The sequence below is a fragment of the Bradyrhizobium sp. HKCCYLR20261 genome, from assembly GCF_051168435.1.
Taxonomy (GTDB): domain Bacteria; phylum Pseudomonadota; class Alphaproteobacteria; order Rhizobiales; family Xanthobacteraceae; genus Bradyrhizobium.
The window spans coordinates 55,399-72,475 of record NZ_JBNPUZ010000008.1 but is presented as its reverse complement, the minus strand read 5'-3'; the positions used below and the strand labels follow the sequence as shown (position 1 = coordinate 72,475).

The 17,077-nt window shown below is 65.4% G+C and carries 17 protein-coding genes; 7 read left to right on the top strand and 10 right to left on the bottom strand.

What is annotated here, in order from left to right:
* The first annotated feature begins 119 nt into the window (after positions 1-119).
* Positions 120-740, top strand: coding sequence for a pyridoxamine 5'-phosphate oxidase family protein (locus ACQR1L_RS20100; RefSeq protein WP_434859657.1), 621 nt, complete (start codon positions 120-122; stop codon positions 738-740).
* Between the two features lie 178 nt (positions 741-918).
* On the opposite strand, the gene ACQR1L_RS20095 is transcribed toward ACQR1L_RS20100, so the two are convergent.
* Positions 919-1,647, bottom strand: a complete 729-nt coding sequence (locus tag ACQR1L_RS20095) for a glutathione S-transferase family protein (RefSeq protein WP_434859656.1) — start codon at positions 1,645-1,647, stop codon at positions 919-921.
* A 218-nt stretch (positions 1,648-1,865) separates the two neighbouring features.
* On the opposite strand from ACQR1L_RS20095, the gene ACQR1L_RS20090 reads away from it, so the two are divergent.
* Together ACQR1L_RS20090 and ACQR1L_RS20085 are read left to right on the top strand one after the other, a co-directional pair.
* Entirely contained in the window at positions 1,866-2,564 is a 699-nt protein-coding gene (locus ACQR1L_RS20090; RefSeq protein WP_434859655.1) for a helix-turn-helix transcriptional regulator, read from the top strand.
* Entirely contained in the window at positions 2,557-2,865 is a 309-nt protein-coding gene (locus tag ACQR1L_RS20085; protein ID WP_434859654.1) for a YkgJ family cysteine cluster protein, read from the top strand. Before ACQR1L_RS20090 ends, ACQR1L_RS20085 begins: the two co-directional genes overlap by 8 nt.
* A 16-nt stretch (positions 2,866-2,881) precedes the next feature.
* Here the strand turns inward: ACQR1L_RS20085 and ACQR1L_RS20080 are convergent, their stop codons facing one another.
* From ACQR1L_RS20080 to ACQR1L_RS20065, 4 genes are all read right to left on the bottom strand, one after another.
* Positions 2,882-3,274: a hypothetical protein gene (locus ACQR1L_RS20080; RefSeq protein ID WP_434859887.1), complete on the bottom strand. Its 393-nt coding sequence runs from the start codon at positions 3,272-3,274 to the stop codon at positions 2,882-2,884.
* 122 nt (positions 3,275-3,396) lie between these two features.
* Complete coding sequence (locus ACQR1L_RS20075; RefSeq protein ID WP_434859886.1) at positions 3,397-3,747, bottom strand: DUF3307 domain-containing protein; 351 nt, start codon at positions 3,745-3,747, stop codon at positions 3,397-3,399.
* 292 nt (positions 3,748-4,039) lie between these two features.
* Positions 4,040-4,921: a DUF6537 domain-containing protein gene (locus ACQR1L_RS20070; protein ID WP_434859653.1), complete on the bottom strand. Its 882-nt coding sequence runs from the start codon at positions 4,919-4,921 to the stop codon at positions 4,040-4,042.
* 21 nt (positions 4,922-4,942) lie between these two features.
* Entirely contained in the window at positions 4,943-5,611 is a 669-nt protein-coding gene (locus ACQR1L_RS20065; protein WP_434859652.1) for a Crp/Fnr family transcriptional regulator, read from the bottom strand.
* Positions 5,612-5,896: 285 nt separating this feature from the next.
* Here ACQR1L_RS20065 and ACQR1L_RS20060 point away from each other — a divergent pair, with 285 nt between their 5' ends.
* The 4 genes from ACQR1L_RS20060 (at position 5,897) to ACQR1L_RS20045 (ending at position 9,462) form a co-directional block, all read left to right on the top strand.
* A complete protein-coding gene (locus tag ACQR1L_RS20060) occupies positions 5,897-7,012 on the top strand; it encodes a cyclic nucleotide-gated ion channel (protein WP_434859651.1) in 1,116 nt (371 codons plus the stop codon).
* Positions 7,009-7,803, top strand: a complete 795-nt coding sequence (locus ACQR1L_RS20055; protein ID WP_434859650.1) for an enoyl-CoA hydratase/isomerase family protein — start codon at positions 7,009-7,011, stop codon at positions 7,801-7,803. Before ACQR1L_RS20060 ends, ACQR1L_RS20055 begins: the two co-directional genes overlap by 4 nt.
* Positions 7,804-7,961: 158 nt before the next feature.
* A complete protein-coding gene (locus ACQR1L_RS20050) occupies positions 7,962-8,696 on the top strand; it encodes a helix-turn-helix transcriptional regulator (RefSeq protein ID WP_434859649.1) in 735 nt (244 codons plus the stop codon).
* Positions 8,697-8,778: 82 nt separating this feature from the next.
* Positions 8,779-9,462, top strand: coding sequence for an acyl-homoserine-lactone synthase (locus ACQR1L_RS20045; RefSeq protein ID WP_434859648.1), 684 nt, complete (start codon positions 8,779-8,781; stop codon positions 9,460-9,462).
* Between the two features lie 628 nt (positions 9,463-10,090).
* Here the strand turns inward: ACQR1L_RS20045 and ACQR1L_RS20040 are convergent.
* The 5 genes from ACQR1L_RS20040 to ACQR1L_RS20020 all read right to left on the bottom strand — a co-directional run bounded on the left by ACQR1L_RS20040 (position 10,091) and on the right by ACQR1L_RS20020 (position 17,049).
* The gene (locus ACQR1L_RS20040; RefSeq protein ID WP_434859885.1) at positions 10,091-10,744 is read right to left on the bottom strand and encodes a nitroreductase; all 654 of its coding nucleotides are present in this window, start codon (positions 10,742-10,744) and stop codon (positions 10,091-10,093) included.
* A gap of 238 nt (positions 10,745-10,982) precedes the next feature.
* Positions 10,983-12,230, bottom strand: a complete 1,248-nt coding sequence (locus ACQR1L_RS20035) for an acyl-CoA dehydrogenase (protein WP_434859647.1) — start codon at positions 12,228-12,230, stop codon at positions 10,983-10,985.
* Between the two features lie 234 nt (positions 12,231-12,464).
* Entirely contained in the window at positions 12,465-13,709 is a 1,245-nt protein-coding gene (locus ACQR1L_RS20030; protein ID WP_434859646.1) for an acyl-CoA dehydrogenase, read from the bottom strand.
* Between the two features lie 185 nt (positions 13,710-13,894).
* Entirely contained in the window at positions 13,895-15,022 is a 1,128-nt protein-coding gene (locus ACQR1L_RS20025) for an acyl-CoA dehydrogenase family protein (protein WP_434859645.1), read from the bottom strand.
* 158 nt (positions 15,023-15,180) lie between these two features.
* Positions 15,181-17,049, bottom strand: a complete 1,869-nt coding sequence (locus ACQR1L_RS20020) for an AMP-binding protein (RefSeq protein ID WP_434859644.1) — start codon at positions 17,047-17,049, stop codon at positions 15,181-15,183.
* Positions 17,050-17,077 lie beyond the last annotated feature (28 nt).

Sequence of the window (17,077 nt, the reverse complement as noted above, 5' to 3'; positions counted from 1 at the left end):
GCATCATTGCAGCATCTGCAATGATCCAGTGTCAAGGCGCCCGATTATTTCCGGAGGGGATCGGGAGCATATTGTCGGCATGGCGGCAGGCACTGCCGCAACGACAAGGAGTCATCACGATGACCCAGACAACTCTCCGCCCGCCCGGCGACGTCATGTTCTCCCCGGCGGCCAAGGCGATCCAGGCGCGCAAGGGTTCGCGCGACAGCTATGCCCATGTCGAAGCGACCCGCGGCTTTCGCCACGAGGTCGACGCCGACCTCGCCGGCCGTCTCGCGGAGGCGACGAGCTTCTATCTCGCCACCGCCTCGGCCGATGGCCAGCCCTACATCCAGCATCGCGGCGGGCCGAAGGGCTTCCTCAAGGTGCTCGACAGCCGGACGCTGGCATTCGCCGACTTCAGCGGCAATAAGCAGTACATCACCCAGGGCAACCTGTCGGAGAACCCGCGCGCCTATATCTTCGTGATGGACTACGCGCATCGGCGCCGGGTGAAGATCTGGGGCACGGCGCGGGTGGTTGAGGACGACGCCGCGCTGACGGCGTCGCTGATGCCGAGGGGCTACAAGGCGCGGCCGGAACAGGTGATCCTGTTCACGATCGAGGCCTGGGACACCAATTGCCCGCAGCACATCCCGCAGAAGTTCGACGCGGCCGACGTCGCGGACGCGCTGGCGGTGCGCGATGCGAGGATCGCGGAGTTGGAGGCCGACGTGGCGCGGTTGAAGGGCGAGGGCTAGCACCCGTCGGGTTTAGCGTCTTGGCCGTCATTCCGAGGCGATCGTCAGCGCGCAGCGCGCGCTGGCGATCGAACCCGGAATCCCGTGGTTGTTAGCAAAGGACGCAAGCCAATCTCGAGGTTCCGGGTTCAAGGCCTGCGGCCTTGCCCCGGAACGACGGTGGCGGTGGCACGAGTCCTCACGCTGCCTCGGCCGCCCTGCCCCACTCGAACTCCGGGAAATACGTCGTCATCATACGCTCCGCATAGGCGACGAGATTATCGAAGCCTTCCGTCCGCCGGCGCAGCTCGGACTCGAAGAACGGCGTGAGGATGCCGGCGATAACGGCGAAGGCGGTTGCGTCGGTGCCGCAGGGGCGGTCGCCCATCAAATAGGGCCGGTTGCCGAGCTGCACCGACAATGCACGCAGCGAGCGCGCGGCGAGGTCGATATCCTCGTCGGGCGCGTGGCGGCCGAGGCCGGAGATCAAATAGTTCTCGGCGACGCGGAACTGCGCGTCCTCGCGCAGCTTCTCGCGCTTCTCCGCCGGCACGCCGTCGAAGAAATGCGCCGGTCCCTTGGCGAAGTTGACCGGATCGACCCAGCGCGCGCCGACGAGCGCGAAATACAAATGATGCTCGATCATGCGCTCGAACGCCCAGGCCTGCGCCCGCGCGCGCACATCGAGACCGTGATCGAAGTCGAAGCCGTATTTGCGCTCGATATGGGCGCGGATGAAGGTGGAGTCCGCGATCAGCTCGCCGCCATCGTCGACGAAGGGCAACTGCCCCTTGGGCGACGCCGGCGGCATCGCCCGTTGTTTCCGATAGGCGAGACCCGCCATCTTCAGCTGCACCTCCGTCTTGGTGACGAAGGGGCTGATTTCCGGCAGGCCGAAGCCCGCGCCCAAACCGAACAGCGTGATCATGACAGCACTCCCGACTTCCTGAGCAGTCGGCGGACGCTACGAACATGCTGCTGCCACCATGCTGTCAGCAGCGGCAGTAGCGTGGTGGCGAGGCCCAGGCCATAAAACATCATCATCGACATCACCCCTTCAATCCTGTTGTTGGCCCGTTATAAGGACGGGCTGCTGCCAACATCGTGTCAGCAGCGGCGGGGTGATCGCTTCCGCGGGGACACACCATGAGACGCGCCGACCGGCTGTTCCAGATCATCCAGGTGCTGAGACGCACGCGCCGTCCGCTGACCGCGGATGCGATCGCGGCCGAGCTGGAGACGTCGAAACGCACGATCTATCGCGACATCGCCACCTTGATCGGCCAGCGCGTGCCGATCCGCGGCGAGGCCGGCATGGGCTACATCCTGGAGAAGGGTTTCGATCTTCCGCCGCTGATGCTGACGCCAGACGAGATCGAGGCCGCCGTGCTCGGCGCGCAATGGGTGGCCGCGAATGCCGATCCGGTGCTCGCCCGCGCGGCGGAGGATCTCATGGCCAAGATCGCCGACACCGTGCCGGAACGCTTGCGGCCCTTCGTTCTGGAGCCGGCCAGCCGCGCGCCACGGCCCTGGACCCGCGAGCCCGACCGCATCGACATGTCGCGCACGCGCTCGCAGATTCACGAGGGCCGCAAGATCAAACTGCGCTATCGCGACGAGCAGGGCCGCGACAGCGAGCGCGTGATCTGGCCGATCGCGATCGGCTATCACGACGCGGTGCGGATTCTGGCCGCCTGGTGCGAGCTGCGCCGCGACTTCCGCAGCTTCCGCACCGACCGCGTGGTCGAGGCGGACTATCTCGACGACAAATATCCCGAGCGGCGCGAGGCGCTGCGCGCGAAATGGCGGCGCAGTCTGGTGTGGGAGGTTCCCAAGGATGTCTGACGATGTCGACCCCAGCCCCTGTCAGAGCTGCGGCGCCTGCTGCGCCTATTCGTCGAACTGGCCGCGCTTCACGATCGAAGAGGACGACGCGCTCGACCTGATCCCGGCCGAACTGGTCAACGATCGGCTATCGGGGATGCGCTGTGAGGGCGACCGTTGCTGCGCGCTGGACGGCGAGATCGCGCGATCCGTCGCCTGCCGGATCTATGCGATCCGCCCCGAGGTGTGCCGCATCTGCATGCCGGGCGACGACGAATGCACGATGGCGCGGCGCAAGTTCGGACTCGCACCGCTGGTCTGAAGAGATTGAGGGCGTCTCAGGCCGTGACCGGATCGAGCTCGTCGTCGAGATCGTCCTCGAACGGCTTCATCACCGACAGCGGCTTCGTGGACAGCGAGATCGGCTTGCGGCTCGACGCGGCGACGGCGGCGCCACCCCGGGCACCTCGCGATTGCGCGTAGAGCGCCGATCCGACCCGGCCGCCAAACTGCGACAGATCTTTCTCGGTGCAGGTCGAAGCGATCGTGATCGCCAGCCCGTGCAGATGCGTGCGCCTGTAGCAGAACAGCGCCAGCATGGCGCGGACGTCGGCGGAGACGCTGTCCACGAGGGCGGGCAGCCCGTTGGCATCGGCGCGATAGAGCTCCCCGAGCAGGTCCTCACCCACCGGGCAGGAGTCGGTGTCGAACGCGTCACGGCTAGGCAGCACGGTCTTGATTCCCATGAGGGTGAACATGCCGCGCGAATCGCTAACGTCCGGTTAACCAAACCGAACGATCGCCTGTTCCTCAGCTTGACAGAGCGGCGCAGGTGCTGCGCCACCGCAAGCGCTCACCCGTTGGCGGCCATGAAGATCGACAGGCCAAATCCCGTGAGATGATGCAGCGCCTGATCGACGCCGATCAGCGTCCAGAACCAGGGATGCTCGAGGGTGATGCCGAAGCGCGACGAACAGATGCCCTTGATGCGATCGATGGTGATGTGGACGGCGAAGTCGATCACGGCCACGAACCAGAATTTCGGCGCGACGATCAGGATCAGCACCATGGCGACGGCGAGATGGATGAGGCAGTGCACCAGAAGCGGCAGCGCCCAGCCTTTCCGCTGGTCCTTGCCATAGGCCATCCAGGCATTCTGCAGCACGAAGTCGCCGATGATGTGCTTGAAGGTGAGCAGCAGCATCCAGCCGACCAGCGCAGCAACCGGGATCTGCGACGACAAAGAGGGAAAAGACAAAGCTGACGCTCTCGCTACGACTAACCCTTGGACGCACCGAGAACTGGAGGCGTTCAGCGCAATCTGATGAGAATACCCGGCCAATTCGACGCGTATGCGACGCTTATGACATCTCTGGTGGCGAATTGCACGCGAAAGGGAACCTCGGATCGCACTCCGCTACCCCTCGGTACGTCTCCGCCAACAATAAGGTTACCCCGCCCGGGCATGAGTCGGGGCACCTGATCCGGCGGCGGCGTCACTCCGCAGCGCTGGTGCTCGGAACCGCCAGGGCCCGCGCCCGGATCTGGGCGATCGTCCGCTTCAGCGCACCATGCCCCGGCTCGGCCAGCGCGACCGCACGGGCCTCGGCAATCGCCGCGGCGAGATCCGGAATCGGCAGCACGCCGTCGAAGGTGGGCTTGGCGAGACCGTCGATGATGGCGTGCCAATCGGCGAGACCCTGCCGGTAGCCGTCGCCCTGCCCCTGGATCATGGTTGCCGTCGCGATCACGGCCGGCGCCGCTGCGGGCTGCTTGTCCAGCGCCCGCGCGATCATGTGCAGCCAGCGCTCGGCCCAGGCGCGCTCCTCGGCATAGCGCACCGACTGCAGCCGCCAGCGCCGCAGCCCGGCGATCATCTTGAGGCGGCGCACCGCGAGCCGCGACCGGACGGAAAAGCGCACCTTGACCCGGCGCCGGCCGAGCCAGCCCACCTGCTCGAAGCCCGTCAGCATCGATTCGGCGATCGACTGCGGCAATGCGCCTAGCAGCTCGTCGAGCCGAAACCGCCTGACATCGTCGGTCTCGCGGCCGCCGGGCCTGCGCCCGCTGCTGAGGCTCATCAACCTGAGCTGCGCGATCCGGATCGGGTCCTCATAGGCCATCCGCGCGGCGAGCAGCTGGGCGATCTCGCGCAGAATGGCGGGATCGAGGTTCGATCGGCGTACGAAACGCTTGATGCGGTCGACATAGAGCTGCGCGTAGGCTCCCCCCTGATACTCCATCAGCAGGTGGATGCCCTCGCTCACCGCCTCAGCAGCCGCGTCCGGCAACCCCTCCGGCAGAAAGGGCGGCTCGCCGTCGTGCTCGCCGATGAAGTCGGCGAACAGGTATCGCAGCGAAGACCGGACGCTCTCCACGGTGCCTCGAACTCCCTCGGATCACGCCGACTTGGCCACGGGCGCCTGCGCGGCGGTCTGCTGCGCCAGCCGGCGTTCGAGCGTCTCGATGTTCTGGAACAGCCGCGCGCTGGCCAGGCGCAGGAAGTAGAAGGCGAAGGCAGGGTTCTGCACGTAGAGCTGCTCGACCTGGTCGTAGGACACCGACAGGATCAGCCCGCCCTCGACGCATTCCAGCGTCTGCGTGCGCGTATTGGACGGCGAGATCATGCCGAACTCGCCGACGATGGCGCCGACCGGAAGCTCAATGCCCGACTCCACCAGGCGGAAGCGGCCGCTGACGATGTAGTACATGCTGTCGGCCTTCTCGTCCTTGTAGAACAGGACTTCGCCCGGGCCGCATTTGCGCTCCGTCATGAACGGTTTCAGCCATTCCATGGAGAGGTCGCTGTTGACCGACTGCTTCACGTCGCGGACGAGCTGCAGCATCTGGTGCAGCCGGTAGCTGTTGAGCGGCAGCAGCACGCCGTGCAGGATCAGGACGGGATAATTGTGCATCGGGATGGCGGTCGCGATCAGGACAATGTTGGTGAGAATCGCGAAGACGCGCAGCGGAATCATCGTCCGCATCGACAGCGTGGCGACCACGAAGATCGATGCGAAGAGGCTGCCGGCGGCGCCTGCATGTTCGACCAGGTGAGACGTATCCATTGGGATCAACCAGACCCTTGCTGCTCGAGGCGGACGGACGCTCGCCGGCCGCGTCTTGCCCAATTTGGCGTGTGCGCGCCGGTCTCTGATATACGGCGAACGGACGACGATTGAACCGGTATTTGAGTCGCGCCCGCAAAATTCCCGCGCGCCGCCAGGCGGCCGAGCCGCCCGACAAAAGCCCTGCAATCACCCTCCCGGCATCGTTGACGCAGGTTCCCCGGTCGGGGCACTTTGCCGGCGCCACCTTCCCAATCCCTCCTCAGCCGCAGGCATCTCCATCCGATGGCCAAATCGCCGTTACCTCCTGCCCTGGCGGCGTTCGTGGCGGCAACGGCCAGGCGCGACATGACCGGAGTGGCCTATGCAGTCATGCTGCTCGGCAACGCCGCGATGGTCCTGCTGACGTTGGACGCGGCCTATGCGGCCGCGCACGGCTGGATCTACGCCCTGTTATGCGGATGCCTTGCCTTCTTCGTCGCCGAATGGGGGATCCGGGTTCAGGCGGCCGTTCGGAAGCACCAGGCGACCGCCTACCTCACCTCGGGTCGCGGCCTGGTGGACGCGGCCTCCGCGACCGCCGTTCCGATCGCCTTGGCCGCGGGGGTCGAACCGCGTACCGCATGGCTGCTGGCGTTCGCCTGGGCGCTGAAGGTGATCCCGGGCGTGCCCGGCCTGCGCCGGCTCCGCCGGGTGATGGTGGTGGAGGCGCGCCCCCTGCTGTCGGTGCTGGTGCTGTTCCTGCTGGTGCTGTTTCTCGGCTCGGTCGCGGAATACACGCTCGAACATGACGTGCAGCCGACCACCTTCGGCACCATCCCCTCGGCGATGTGGTGGGCCGTCGTCACGCTCACCACGACCGGCTATGGCGACGTGGTGCCGATCACCCCGCTGGGGCGGACGGTGGCCGCGATGGTGATGATCTCGGGCCTTGGCGTGTTCGGGCTCTGGACCGGTATCCTGGCGACCAGCTTTGCCGCCGAGACCCGGCGCGACAATTTCTTGAAGACCTGGGAATTGGTCAGCCGCGTGCCGTTCTTCGCCAGCCTCGGCCCTTCCACCATCGCCGACGTCACCCAGATGCTGCGCACCATCGACCTGCCGCCCCGCGCGACCGTGATCCGCAAGGGCGAGCCGGGCGACTGCATGTATTTCATCGCGGCGGGCGAGGTCGAGGTCGATCTTCCCGGCAAGAAGGTCAGGCTCGGCGAGGGCGCGTTCTTCGGCGAGATGGCGCTGCTTGGGAACAATCTGCGCTCGGCCAACATCAGCACCACCAACCTGTCGAAGCTGCTGGTGCTCGACCTCGTCGATTTTCGCGTGCTGATGGCACGCCATCCCGATCTGGCGCGGAGCATCGATGCCGAAGCCCAGCGCCGCGCCTTGGAGAACAGGACATGAGTGATCAGAACAGCCCAATCGAGGACGCGCCGAGCACGCCGGTCCTGACGATCGAGGGCCCGCGCGCCACGATCCGGCTCAACCGTCCCCGCCATCTCAACCGGCTGCAGCCCGAGGATCTCGGCGCGCTGCTCGATCTGTTCGACCGGATCGAGGCGGATGCGACCTTGCGGGTGCTCGTCCTGACCGGCACCGGACGCGCCTTCAGCGCCGGCTTCGACCTCGGCGCCATCGGCGCGGCGCCCGGCAGCGACACCGACGGGCGTTCCACGCCGGCCTTCGAGGCCGTGGTCGACCGGCTCGAGGACCTGACCCTGCCGACGATCTGCCGGATCAATGGCGGCGTCTATGGCGGCTCGACGGACCTCGCGCTGGCCTGCGATTTCCGGATCGGAGTCGACAGCGGCGAAATGTTCATGCCGGCGGCCAGGCTCGGGCTGCACTACTATCCGAACGGCATCAAGCGCTACGTCTCGCGCCTCGGCGTCGACCATGCGAAGCGCCTGTTCCTGACCGCGGAGAAGATCGACGCCGCCGAGATGCTACGGATCGGCTATCTCACGCGCATGGTGCCGGCCGACGGCCTCGATGCGGAGGTCGACCGTCTTGCGACGATCCTGGCCGGCAACGCGCCACAGGCAATGCGGGGCATGAAGCGCGCCATTAACGAATTCGCGCGCGGCGCGCTCGACGATGCGGCGGCCCGCCGCAGGCATCAGGACAGCACCACCGGGACCGAGATCAGTGAAGGCATGAAATCGTTTGCAGAGAAAAGGCCGCCGCGATTCTGAGCGCCGTCGAGCTACGCGTCGGACTCATTTTGCATGCAAAGGCCTGTATCCAGCCGGTGTGCGGACACACGCTCAGCGAACTATCGACGTAAAGCTCCAATTTGCGGTTGACAGCCTTTTGCCCGTGGCTAGCTTGAACCACCGGCGGAGAAATTCACATGCAAGTGATGGACGCGTATTGGGGGCGACGAGCACTGGACTACGTCGATGCGATCGAAGCGTCGAAGACCAGCGCGAGCGTCCTCTCCCAGTTCGAAAAGATGATCGGCGATCTGGGATTTCACGCCTATATCATGGCCGGCGTGCCCGCCCCGGGGCAATCCTTGCAGCAGACCATGCTGGCGAATGGTTGGCCGCGTGAATGGTTCGACATGTACGCGCGGGAACAGTTTCACCGCTGCGATCCAATTCCGCGGCACTGCCTCTCCACATTGAATCCATTCGCATGGTCGGAAGCCCCCTATGACCGGCAGGATGAGCCGGGCGCGCATGAGGTGATGATGCGTGCCAAGGACTTCCGATTGAACGAAGGCTTCTGCGTGCCCATCCACTATGACGACGCCGTCGGCGCCGTCAGCGTGGCCGGCGAGCATCCGAACCTGGCGCCAGACGCGCGCGGCGCGCTGCATCTGATCAGCATCTTCACCCACAGCAGGCTGCGCGCGCTGGCGCGCACCGCCACGAGCAACCCGACCCGGCGGCTGTCACGGATCGAGGCCGAGGTGCTGAGCTGGGCGGCGCGGGGCAAGACCGCATGGGAGACCGCGCGCATCCTCGGCGTGTCCGAGCGCAACGTGCGCTGGCACCTCGAAGAGGCGCAGCGCAAGCTCGCGACGAAGAACAAGACGGCGACGGTTGCGACCGCGCTTGTCAACGGCGAGATCACCATCTGATCTGGCGTTTTTGCCACTGGATCAATCGAAGCGCATCGGCAATCTGCAGACCCCATATTTGTTCAGACGACCGGGGGTTTCGATGCCTGAGATTCATGTCGTTCGAAAAGATAATCGCGCGCTCTACGAATCATATTTCGATCCGTATTATCGGCTGCGTCACGAGATCTACGTCAAGCAGCGCAAATGGATGGCCCTCGATCGTCCCGACGGCCGTGAGATCGACCAGTTCGACACCGATGATTCCGTCTACCTGTTCTGCATCGACCATGGCCAGCTGATCGGCGCGATGCGCGCGGTGCCGACCTTGATGCCGACATTGATGAGCGACATCTTCCCCTATCTCAATCTGCGCGGCCCGATCCAGCGCCCGGACGTCTACGAACTGTCGCGGATCTTCGTGATCCCAGAGCGGCGCGGCGAACATGCCGGACCGCGAATCGACATGCTGCTGCTCACCGCCATCATGGAATATGGCATCTCGATCGGGCTGACGGCGTTCTCGATCGTGCTGGAAAGCTGGTGGCTGCCGCGATTCGAGAAATGCGGCTGGAAGGCCAAGCCACTCGGCGTGCCTCATCTGATGGACGGGATGTCAGTGATGGCCGTCCTGGTCGATTGTGATGAATCGACCTGGAAATCGCTATGCAAGCAGATCGGTCTGAAGCGGCCGACATTGACCTGGCGAGGGCTCGAGGACGTCAACCGCCGGGCCCTGCCGGATATCTTTCTTCATCTTCCAGCAGCCGTTCAGCCAGCGCAATGAGCTGCTCCCGATGCCGCGTCAGCCTGAGCTTATGGAATGCCTTCAAGAGGCGGTGACCAAGGAGCGTCGCCTCATCCACCTCGAGCGCGTAAAGGTTGGACGGCGTGTTCATGGAATCCATCGCTGACACTTCAGGTTTCGAGCCGTGACTGAACCTTCAATCGAGAAGATCATCGAGCGTCTACAATTCTGCATCGTTGATGCTCGGGCGATGCAACTCAAAATGTTAGAGAGGATTTTGTCAATATCATTGCTCGAGGCCCATGAGCTCAAGGAAAAATGCGCGCCGAAGCCGAGTAGCAGCAACCACTAGGTCTGCTGCGGCAAGTCTCACGCAGGAGACGTGGCGCTTCGCCCGCGGCATCCTCCGACAACGCCTTGATTCCAGGACAGCTTTGAATGCGAACGCCGGCGCTTGCATGGACGCCCTGTCGACAGCCGCACGCGAACGACACCCAGGCGGGCACAGTGTGGCGCCGATGTCGCTTGTCAAAAAAGTAAACGCAGAAGGCAATTTCGAGGTGCGATGGGCCCGGCTTCGCCTGGGCCGGAGCACCGAGTCCCGCCAATCGGAACTCGCACTCGGCTTTCGGACCATCATCGCCGCTGCGTCGCGCGGCCGCTCGGGTCAGGTGCCGTCGTCGTGAAAACGGACGGTGTCGGCCACCGTCGCCCGTTCGGTGCGGTAGGAGTTGGCCTTGTGGCCGAGATCGGGATAGCCGAACGAGATGCCGCAGACGATCCTGCGATCATCGCCGAGCCCGAAATGCCGGCGCACCAGGTCGGAATGAAAGGCCAGCGCGGCCTGCGGCACCGTGGCCACGCCGAGCGCCTGCGCCGCCAGCATGAAGCTCGTGACATAGCCGCCGCAATCGATCGCGCCATAGGTGCCGAGCGCCTCGTCGCTATGGATGATCGCCACATGCGGCGCGCCGAACAAATTGTAGTTCTCCAGCGCCTGCTTGGCATATCCGGCCTTGTCGCCCCTGGCGATGCCCAGCGCATTATACAGCTGGAAGCCGCTCTCGCGCCGCCGCTCCAGATAGACGCCGTTGTATTCACGCGGAAACGGAAAGTCGCCCGACGCCGGCTTTCCGCTCGACGCCGCCGTGTACATCACCTTGCGAAACGCCTCGGTCGCCGCGCCCGATGTGATCTCGACCCGCCACGGCTGGCTGTTGCACCACGACGCGGTCTTCTGCGCGGCAGTGAGGATGCGCTCGATGATCGCGCGCGGCACGGGATCGGCGCGGAAGCTGCGGCAGGAGAACCGCGCGGCCATGAGGTCTTCGAGGACGTTGATCGCGTCTTGCTCCGGCTTCGGCGCTGCTGCTGACATCATGACCTTCCTGGATTTCGATTGAAGCGCACGCGCGCTCCCCCTTCCACACCAGTCATTCCGGGGCGGTCGCGAAGCGACCGAACCCGGAATCTCGAGATTACAAAAAGAGCGGCAAGCCAACCTCGGGATTCCGGGTTCAAGGCCTTTCGGCCTTGCCCCGGAATGACGGCGTGTGTGGCTAGCCGCGTCCCTTGGTCGGCACCTTGTTGAACGGCACGTCCTTGTCGACGCGGATGTCGCCGGGCAGGCCGAGCACGCGTTCGGCGATGATGTTGCGCAGGATCTCGTCGGTGCCGCCGGCGATGCGCATCGACGGCGCGGTCAGCAGCATCTGCTGGAACTGGCCCTGCGTCTCCGCCTCGTCCGCGCCGGTGAGCACGCCAGCCGCGCCTTCGAGGTCCATCGCGTAGCTCGCGATGTCCTGCAGCATGACGCCGGCGACCAGCTTGCCGATCGAGTTTTCCGGGCCGGGCCGATCGCCCTTGGACAGCGCCGAGATCGCGCGGTAGCTCGTGTACTTCAATCCGCTTGCCTTCACAGCCCATGACGCCAGCTTGGAGCGCGTCGCGCGATCGTCGATGGCGAGACCGTTGTCGGTCATCAGGTTGGCGCAGAACTCGAACATCTCGGGGAAGCCGGTCGCGAGCCGCGCGCCGATCGACATGCGCTCGTTCATCAAGGTCGTCAGCGACACGTTCCAGCCGTCACCCACGGCGCCGAGGCGCTGCGAGTCCGGGATCACGACATCCGTGAAATAGACCTCGTTGAACTCCTGCATGCCGTTGGCCTGCTTGATCGGACGGACCTCGACGCCGGGGCTCTTCATGTCCAGGAAGAACATCGTGAGCCCCTTGTGCTTCGGCACGTTGGGATCGGTGCGCGTGATCAGCAGGCCATAGTCCGAGTAGTGCGCGCCGGAGGTCCAGATCTTCTGGCCGTTGATGATCCAGTCGTCGCCGCGCTTCTCGGCGCGGGTGCGCAGTCCCGCGACGTCGGAGCCGCCGGCGGGCTCGGAGAACAGCTGGCACCAGATCTCCTCGCCCGAGGCCAGCTTCGGCAGATAGCGGCGCTTATGCGCCTCGCTGCCATAGGCCATCACGGTCGGGCCGCACATGCCTTCGCCGATCTGGAACGGCTGCGTCAGCTTGCCGTAGACGCCCTCCTCCTGCTGCCAGATCACGCGCTCGATCGGCGTCGCGCCGCGGCCGCCATACTCCTTCGGCCAGTGCAGACAGGCCCAGCCGGCATCGGACTTCTTCTTCTGCCAGGCCTGGCCCACCTCGACGATGTCGGCGTGCTTGAGCCGGATGCGCCCGAGCGAGGAGCTCGCGAGCTCCTCCTCCAGCTCCTTCGGCGCATTGGCCGCGACCCAGGCGCGCGCGGTGTCGCGGAATGCGGCTTCCTGCGGAGTGTCGTCGAAGTTCATGCCCTGACCCTCACTTGATATGCGTAGGGCGGGTTAGCCGAAGGCGTAACCCGCCGCTTGATTGACATCGATGAAGCCATCGGCGGGTTACGCTGCGCTAACCCGCCCTACGACTTCGTTGAATATCTCTCCTCATGGTGAGGAGGCGCCCCTTGGCGCCGTCTCGAACCATGAGGCCTGTGATGTCGGCCTCATCCTTCGAGACGCTGCTGCGCAGCTCCTCAGGATGAGGGTCTACGCCCGTCCCTTGGTCGGGACCTGGTTGAACGGCAGGTCCTTGTCGACGCGGATGTCTCCGGGCAGGCCGAGCACGCGCTCGGCGATGATGTTGCGCATGATCTCGTCGGTGCCGCCTTCGACGCGGGTGCCGGGCGCGCGCAGCAGCATCGCCTGGAATTTGCCGGCGACGTCAGCCTCGGGGCCGCTGAGCACGCCGGCGGCGCCCTGCAAATCCAGCGCATAGGTCGCGACGTCCTGCACCATCGAGCCCGCGACCAGCTTGCCGATCGAGTTCTCCGGCCCGGGACGCTCGCCCTTCGACAGCGCCGAGATCGCGCGCATGCTGGTGTATTTCAGCCCGCTCGCCTTCACCGCCCAGTTCGCCAGCTTCGAGCGCACGTTGCGATCCTCGATCGCGGGGCGATCGTCGAGCATGATGTTGGAGCAGAAGTCGAACAGTTCGGGGAAGCCGGTGGCAACGCCGGCGCCGATCGACATACGCTCGTTCATCAGCGTGGTGAGCGCGACGTTCCAGCCGTCATTGACGGCCCCGAGCCGCTGCGAGTCCGGGATCACGACGTCGGTGAAATAGACCTCGTTGAAATCCGAGTGGCCGCTGGCCTGCTTGATCGGGCGGACCTCGACGCCGGGGCTCTTCATGTCCAGGAAGAACATCGTGAGGCCCTTGTGCTTCGGCACCGTCGGATCGGTGCGCGTCAGCAGGATGCCGTAGTCGGAGTAGTGCGCGCCCGAGGTCCAGATCTTCTGGCCGTTGATCACCCACTCGTCGCCGCGCTTCTCGGCGCGGGTGCGCAGGCCCGCCACGTCGGAGCCGCCGGCGGGCTCGGAGAACAGCTGGCACCACACCTTCTCGCCCGAGGCGAGCGGCGGCAGATACTGCCGCTTGTGCTCCTCGGAGGCGTAGGCCATCACGGTCGGGCCGCACATGCCGTGGCCGATGATGAACATCGCGGAGAGCTTGCCGAACGGCCCCTCCTCCTGCTGCCAGATCACGCGCTCGATCGGCGAGGCGCCGCGGCCGCCATATTCCTTGGGCCAGTGCAGGCAGGCCCAGCCGGCGTCGGCCTTCTTCTTCTGCCAGGCTTTTGCGACCTCGAGAATGTTGGCGTTCTTCAGCGCGGTGCGTCCGAGCGAGGACGCGCGCAGTTCGTCCTCATACTGCTTGGGCGCGTTCGCGGCGATCCAGGCACGCGCCTGGCTGCGAAACGCGGCCTCCTGCGGGGTGTCATCGAAGTTCATGGTCTAAACCCTGCTGTTGTAGCAATTGACCCGTCAATTTCCACATCGTCATTGCGAGCGAAGCGAAGCAATCCAGTGCCAAACGAAGATTCTGGATTGCTTCGTCGCCGGAGCCTGCCATCGGGCTCGCCGGAGGCGAGACCCGGTGGGCTCCTCGCAATGACGACGGCACATTCAAGCTTGGCTCACGCCGCGTTGCGCTTGCGCATGCGGTCGATCAGCTGGTCTTCCCAATAGGACAGGCTGCCGAGGCCGAGCGCGAGCGCGTTGGCGCGGCGGTAGTACATGTGGCAGTCGAACTCCCAGGTGAAGCCCATGCCGCCATGAACCTGAATGTTGTTCTTGCCGCAGTGCTGATAGGCCTGCGTCGCGCTGATGCGCGCCGAGGCCGCGGCCTCCGGCAGTTCCGGCGCGTTGGTCGACAGCGCCCAGGCGCCGTAATAGGCGTTGGAGCGCGCGAGCGTCGCCGAGACGTACATGTCGGCGAGCATGTGCTTGACCGCCTGGAACGACCCGATCGGCCGGCCGAAGGCGATGCGGTCGAGCGCGTAGTCGCGGCCCATCTCCAGCGCGCGATCGGAGCCGCCGACCTGCTCGAACGCCGTCAGCACCGCCGCGCGGTCGAGCACCTGGCTGATGATGCTCCAGCCCTCGCCGGCCGCGCCGAGCGGCTCGGCCTTGCAATTCGTGAAGGTGAGCTCGGCCTGGCCGCGGGTCGGATCGAGATTGGTCAGCGCCTTGGCCTCGACACCGCCGGCCTTGGCGTCGACCAGGAACAGCGAGATGTCGCTGTCGCGTCCGGTCGATGCGGTGCGCGCAGCGACGATGATGAGATCGGCGATCGCGCCGTCGGCGACCGGCTTCTTGGTGCCGTTGAGCACGCCGTTGCCAGCTTCGAGCTTGATCGCCTTCGGCGACGGATTGCCGGTACCCTCGAACAAAGCGAGCGTGCCGATCGTCTCGCCGCTCGCGATCTTCGGCAGCCAGGCCTGCTTCTGCGCATCGCTGCCAGCGAGCATCAGCGCTTCCGCCGCGAGATAGACCGTGGACGAGAACGGCACCGGCGCCAGCGCGCGGCCGACTTCTTCTGCGATCACGCAGAGTTCGAGGTGGCCGGCGCCCGCTCCGCCATATTCCTCGGGGATGGCGACGCCGAGAAAGCCCATCTCGGCAAAGCCCTTCCACAGCGCGCGGTCATAGGTTTCCTTGCCGTCGAGCACGACGCGCACGGCTTTCGGCGGGCACTTCTCGGCAAGGAATTTCCGCGCCTGGTCCCGCAGCTGTTTCTGGTCGTCGGAGAAATCGAAGTTCATGTATGTCACTCGCCTTGGAAGTCGGATCTAAAGTTGCCGTCATTCCGGGGCGCGCGGAGCGCGAGCCCGGAATCCATACGCACGATCGTGGTTATGGATTCCGGGCCTGCGTGCTTCGCACGCATCCCGGAATGACGAATGGAGAGAGTGGGACCTCATCACAGCACGATCACGTCGCTGTCGGGCGTGGCAGCATAGAGCCGCTCGACCAGCGCGGCGCGGCGTTCGAGGCCGGCGCGCTGGTTGATGTAGCCCTTGTCGGTCAGTTCATGGCCGTCGATCGACGGTGGCTCGGCCATCAGCATGGCGCGGCCGATGCGCCGGCTGCTGGCGCCCTCGCAGTCCTTGTTGTGCGCCTGAAGGCCGCGGCGAACGCAGTCGATCACCGCAGGATGCTTCACTACATCGTCGAACGTCGCCTCGGGATTACCGACCAGTTGTCGGCAGGCATGCAGGTTCGGCCATGCCAACAGGCCAATGAACTCACGGTCTTGTCCCGCCACCAGGGCGTCATGAATCGCCGGCGTCGCCGCCGCGATCGCATCGGTGCGCAGCGAGCCCACATGGACGAAAGTGCCGGTGGTCAGCTTGAAGTCCTCGACCACGCGGCCGGCGAAAATGATGCCCTGCGCGGGATCATTGGGATCGACGAACACGCCGGCGTCGCCGATGCAATAGAAGCCTTCGTCATCGAACGCCTTTGCCGTCAGCTCGGGCTGGCCGAAATAGCCGGGCATGACGTTGATGCCGCGCAGGCGCAGCTCGTATTTGTCGCCGGTCGGCACCATCTTCAGCTCGACGCCGGGGAATGGCAGGCCGATCAGGCCGACGCGCTCGGTGTTCCAATAGGTGCCGGTCGAGGTCGGCGCGGTCTCGGTCGAGCCCCAGCCGGTGTAGAACACGATGCGCTCGCCGGTGGTTTTCACGGCCAGCGCCTGCATGCGCTCGTAGAGATCGTCCGGCAGCCGCGCGCCGCCATAGGCCATGATGCCGAGATCCTTGAAGAAGGAGCGGCACAGCGCGTCGTCCTTCTCCATCGCCGCGGCGAGCGCGGCGTAGCCGGCGGGAACGTTGGCATAGTAGGTCGGCGACACCTCGCGCAAGTTTCGGAGGCTCTCCTCGAACATCCCGGGCATCGGGCGGCCGTCGTCGATGTACAGCGTGCCGCCATCGATCAGCAGCGGGTTGAACGCCGCATTGCCGCCCATCGTGTGATTCCACGGCATCCAATCCAGGACCGTGGAGATCGGCGCACCCGGCGCGCGCGGGCGCGTCTGCATCATCATCGCCGCATTGGCGCACATCATGCGCTGGGTGTTGATGACCGCCTTGGGCATCCCGGTCGAGCCGGAGGTGAACAGCAGCTTGCCGACGGTGTCGGGCGTGATCTGCGCGATGGAGGCATCAACGTCGTGGGTCGCGGGCGTTGCAGCGAGGTCAGCGAAGCTGATGCTCGGAATGCCCTCGCAGGGACGCGCGACATGAACCACGGTGACGCCGTCGAGATCGAGCGCCTTCAGCGCCTTCTCGAAGGTCGGGCCGTCCTGCACCATCACGACGCCGGGCTTCACCAGGCCGAACAGATATTTCAGCTTGAGATGATCGTGGCTCATCAGCGAATAGGCCGGCGATACCGGCGCCGCCGGGGAGCGCGCCTGCATCGCGGCGAACGTCATCAGCGCATGCTCGATGGAATTGCCGGAGAGGATCGCGACCGGACGGCCGTCGAGCTTCAGATTGAGCAGGCCTTGCGTCAGTCCGTCGACGGTGCGCTTGGCCTCCGCATAGGACAGCTTTCGCCATTGCCGCTCCGGGCCGGTGCGCTGCGCGAGCCAGGTCCGCGTCGGCGCCTCCTTGGCCCAGCGCGCGAGCGGCGCGGCGAGATGCGGCTCATAGGCCTGCAGCGGAATCCGCGACTTGATGACGATCACGCCATCCGCGCGCCTGTCGACATCGATGTCGCGCGCCAGCCAATTGACCTTGCGGAATGCCGGCTTCTCCAACACCTTCGCTGCCGTCCCGTCCATTTTGCGTCTCCCGAAATATCGTCCTTTG

Excerpts from the sequence above, each read along its gene's own strand:
- ACQR1L_RS20100 (WP_434859657.1), top strand. The coding sequence starts at position 120 with ATGACCCAGACAACTCTCCGCCCGCCCGGCGACGTCATGTTCTCCCCG.
- ACQR1L_RS20095 (WP_434859656.1), bottom strand. The coding sequence starts at position 1,647 with ATGATCACGCTGTTCGGTTTGGGCGCGGGCTTCGGCCTGCCGGAAATC.
- ACQR1L_RS20090 (WP_434859655.1), top strand. The coding sequence starts at position 1,866 with ATGAGACGCGCCGACCGGCTGTTCCAGATCATCCAGGTGCTGAGACGC.
- ACQR1L_RS20085 (WP_434859654.1), top strand. The coding sequence starts at position 2,557 with ATGTCTGACGATGTCGACCCCAGCCCCTGTCAGAGCTGCGGCGCCTGC.
- ACQR1L_RS20075 (WP_434859886.1), bottom strand. The coding sequence starts at position 3,747 with ATGCTGCTGCTCACCTTCAAGCACATCATCGGCGACTTCGTGCTGCAG.
- ACQR1L_RS20065 (WP_434859652.1), bottom strand. The coding sequence starts at position 5,611 with ATGGATACGTCTCACCTGGTCGAACATGCAGGCGCCGCCGGCAGCCTC.
- ACQR1L_RS20060 (WP_434859651.1), top strand. The coding sequence starts at position 5,897 with ATGGCCAAATCGCCGTTACCTCCTGCCCTGGCGGCGTTCGTGGCGGCA.
- ACQR1L_RS20055 (WP_434859650.1), top strand. The coding sequence starts at position 7,009 with ATGAGTGATCAGAACAGCCCAATCGAGGACGCGCCGAGCACGCCGGTC.
- ACQR1L_RS20050 (WP_434859649.1), top strand. The coding sequence starts at position 7,962 with ATGCAAGTGATGGACGCGTATTGGGGGCGACGAGCACTGGACTACGTC.
- ACQR1L_RS20045 (WP_434859648.1), top strand. The coding sequence starts at position 8,779 with ATGCCTGAGATTCATGTCGTTCGAAAAGATAATCGCGCGCTCTACGAA.
- ACQR1L_RS20040 (WP_434859885.1), bottom strand. The coding sequence starts at position 10,744 with ATGGCCGCGCGGTTCTCCTGCCGCAGCTTCCGCGCCGATCCCGTGCCG.
- ACQR1L_RS20035 (WP_434859647.1), bottom strand. The coding sequence starts at position 12,230 with ATGAACTTCGACGACACTCCGCAGGAAGCCGCATTCCGCGACACCGCG.
- ACQR1L_RS20030 (WP_434859646.1), bottom strand. The coding sequence starts at position 13,709 with ATGAACTTCGATGACACCCCGCAGGAGGCCGCGTTTCGCAGCCAGGCG.
- ACQR1L_RS20025 (WP_434859645.1), bottom strand. The coding sequence starts at position 15,022 with ATGAACTTCGATTTCTCCGACGACCAGAAACAGCTGCGGGACCAGGCG.
- ACQR1L_RS20020 (WP_434859644.1), bottom strand. The coding sequence starts at position 17,049 with ATGGACGGGACGGCAGCGAAGGTGTTGGAGAAGCCGGCATTCCGCAAG.